We start from the raw sequence: 3,226 nt of genomic DNA, 5'->3' as shown, positions 1-3,226 counted from the left end.
TGTCTGGCAGTTCCCTACTCTCACATGGGGAGACCCCACACTACCATCGGCGCTACGGCGTTTCACTGCTGAGTTCGGCATGGGGTCAGGTGGGACCACCGCGCTATTGCCGCCAGACAAATTCTGTTTCTCATCTCGAACAAGCTGATTAGTCTCTGAAACTGCTCTCTCACCCCAAAACACCTTCGGTGTTGTCAGGTTAAGCCGCACGGTTCATTAGTACTGGTTAGCTCAACGTCTCGCAACGCTTACACACCCAGCCTATCTACGTCCTCGTCTCGAACGTTCCTTTAGTGTCCTCTAGGGACAAGGGAAGACTCATCTCAAGGCAAGTTTCCCGCTTAGATGCTTTCAGCGGTTATCTCTTCCGCACTTAGCTACCGGGCAGTGCCATTGGCATGACAACCCGAACACCAGTGGTGCGTCCACTCCGGTCCTCTCGTACTAGGAGCAGCCCCTTTCAATCTTCCAACGCCCACGGCAGATAGGGACCGAACTGTCTCACGACGTTCTAAACCCAGCTCGCGTACCACTTTAAACGGCGAACAGCCGTACCCTTGGGACCTACTTCAGCCCCAGGATGTGATGAGCCGACATCGAGGTGCCAAACACCGCCGTCGATATGAACTCTTGGGCGGTATCAGCCTGTTATCCCCGGAGTACCTTTTATCCGTTGAGCGATGGCCCTTCCATTCAGAACCACCGGATCACTATGACCTACTTTCGTACCTGCTCGAGCTGTCACTCTCGCAGTCAAGCTAGCTTATGCCATTGCACTAACCTCACGATGTCCGACCGTGATTAGCTAACCTTCGTGCTCCTCCGTTACGCTTTGGGAGGAGACCGCCCCAGTCAAACTACCCACCAGACACTGTCCGCAACCCGGTTCACGGGCCTACGTTAGAACATCAAACATTCAAGGGTGGTATTTCAAGGTTGGCTCCATGCAGACTGGCGTCCACACTTCTCAGCCTCCCACCTATCCTACACATCAAGGCTCAAGGTTCAGTGTCAAGCTATAGTAAAGGTTCACGGGGTCTTTCCGTCTTGCCGCGGGTACACTGCATCTTCACAGCGAGTTCAATTTCACTGAGTCTCGGGTGGAGACAGCCTGGCCATCATTACGCCATTCGTGCAGGTCGGAACTTACCCGACAAGGAATTTCGCTACCTTAGGACCGTTATAGTTACGGCCGCCGTTTACTGGGGCTTCGATCAAGAGCTTCTCCTTACGGATAACCCCATCAATTAACCTTCCAGCACCGGGCAGGCGTCACACCGTATACGTCCACTTTCGTGTTTGCACAGTGCTGTGTTTTTATTAAACAGTTGCAGCCAGCTGGTATCTGCGACTGGCCTCGGCTCCAAGAGCGTGTCTTTTCACCTAACGCCAGCGTGCCTTCTCCCGAAGTTACGGCACCATTTTGCCTAGTTCCTTCACCCGAGTTCTCTCAAGCGCCTGAGTATTCTCTACCTGACCACCTGTGTCGGTTTGGGGTACGATTCAATGTTACCTGGAGCTTAGAGGCTTTTCCTGGAAGCGGGGCATCAGCTACTTCAGCACCGTAGTGCCTCGTTATCACGCCTCAGTGTTAACAGAAGAACGGATTTACCAATTCTTCCCACCTACACGCTTAAACCGGGACAACCGTCGCCCGGCCAGCCTAGCCTTCTCCGTCCCCCCTTCGCAGTAACACCGAGTACGGGAATATTAACCCGTTTCCCATCGACTACGCCTTTCGGCCTCGCCTTAGGGGTCGACTCACCCTGCCCCGATTAACGTTGGACAGGAACCCTTGGTCTTCCGGCGAGCGGGTTTTTCACCCGCTTTATCGTTACTTATGTCAGCATTCGCACTTCTGATACCTCCAGCATGCCTCACAGCACACCTTCGCAGGCTTACAGAACGCTCCCCTACCCAACAACACCTGAGTGTCGCTGCCGCAGCTTCGGTGCATGGTTTAGCCCCGTTACATCTTCCGCGCAGGCCGACTCGACCAGTGAGCTATTACGCTTTCTTTAAATGATGGCTGCTTCTAAGCCAACATCCTGGCTGTCTGAGCCTTCCCACTTCGTTTCCCACTTAACCATGACTTGGGGACCTTAGCTGGCGGTCTGGGTTGTTTCCCTCTTCACGACGGACGTTAGCACCCGCCGTGTGTCTCCCGTGATAACATTCTTCGGTATTCGCAGTTTGCATCGGGTTGGTAAGTCGGGATGACCCCCTAGCCGAAACAGTGCTCTACCCCCGAAGATGAATTCACGAGGCGCTACCTAAATAGCTTTCGGGGAGAACCAGCTATCTCCCGGTTTGATTGGCCTTTCACCCCCAGCCACAAGTCATCCGCTAATTTTTCAACATTAGTCGGTTCGGTCCTCCAGTTAGTGTTACCCAACCTTCAACCTGCCCATGGCTAGATCACCGGGTTTCGGGTCTATACCCTGCAACTTAACGCCCAGTTAAGACTCGGTTTCCCTGCGGCTCCCCTATACGGTTAACCTTGCTACAGAATATAAGTCGCTGACCCATTATACAAAAGGTACGCAGTCACCCTGATAAATCAAGGCTCCCACTGCTTGTACGTACACGGTTTCAGGTTCTGTTTCACTCCCCTCGCCGGGGTTCTTTTCGCCTTTCCCTCACGGTACTGGTTCACTATCGGTCAGTCAGGAGTATTTAGCCTTGGAGGATGGTCCCCCCATGTTCAGACAGGATACCACGTGTCCCGCCCTACTCGTCGAACTCACACCACCTGCGTCTTCAGATACGGGGCTATCACCCTTTACTGCCGGCCTTTCCAGACCGTTCTCCTGACGCGGATGCTGATGTTGGTTCTGGGCTGCTCCCCGTTCGCTCGCCGCTACTGGGGGAATCTCGGTTGATTTCTTTTCCTCGGGGTACTGAGATGTTTCAGTTCCCCCGGTTCGCCTCATTAACCTATGAATTCAGTTAATGATAGTGCAACGGATTGCACTGGGTTTCCCCATTCGGGTATCGCCGGTTATTGCGGTTCATATCACCTTACCGGCGCTTATCGCAGATTAGCACGCCCTTCATCGCCTCTGACTGCCTAGGCATCCACCGTGTACGCTTAGTCGCTTAACCTCACAACCCGAAGGTGTCTTCGGACTGGAGTGATTGAGAGACTCCTCAATACTGCCGCCTTAGCGCGGTTACAGTACTGATTGTTTCAAATTTTCAGCTTGTTCCAGATTGTTAAAGAGCA

Annotated in this window: 2 rRNA genes; both read right to left on the bottom strand. The window is 53.3% G+C overall.

Going from position 1 to position 3,226, the window contains the following annotated elements:
- Position 1 precedes the first annotated feature (1 nt).
- A 5S ribosomal RNA gene (gene rrf, locus Xhom_RS07970) occupies positions 2 to 117 on the bottom strand.
- Between the two features lie 78 nt (positions 118 to 195).
- Positions 196 to 3,105, bottom strand: a 23S ribosomal RNA gene (locus Xhom_RS07965).
- Positions 3,106 to 3,226: the final 121 nt, after the last annotated feature.

This window comes from Xenorhabdus hominickii (assembly GCF_002632725.1).
In the GTDB taxonomy this organism is placed as follows: domain Bacteria; phylum Pseudomonadota; class Gammaproteobacteria; order Enterobacterales; family Enterobacteriaceae; genus Xenorhabdus; species Xenorhabdus hominickii.
This window is presented reverse-complemented; position numbering and strand designations above follow the sequence as displayed.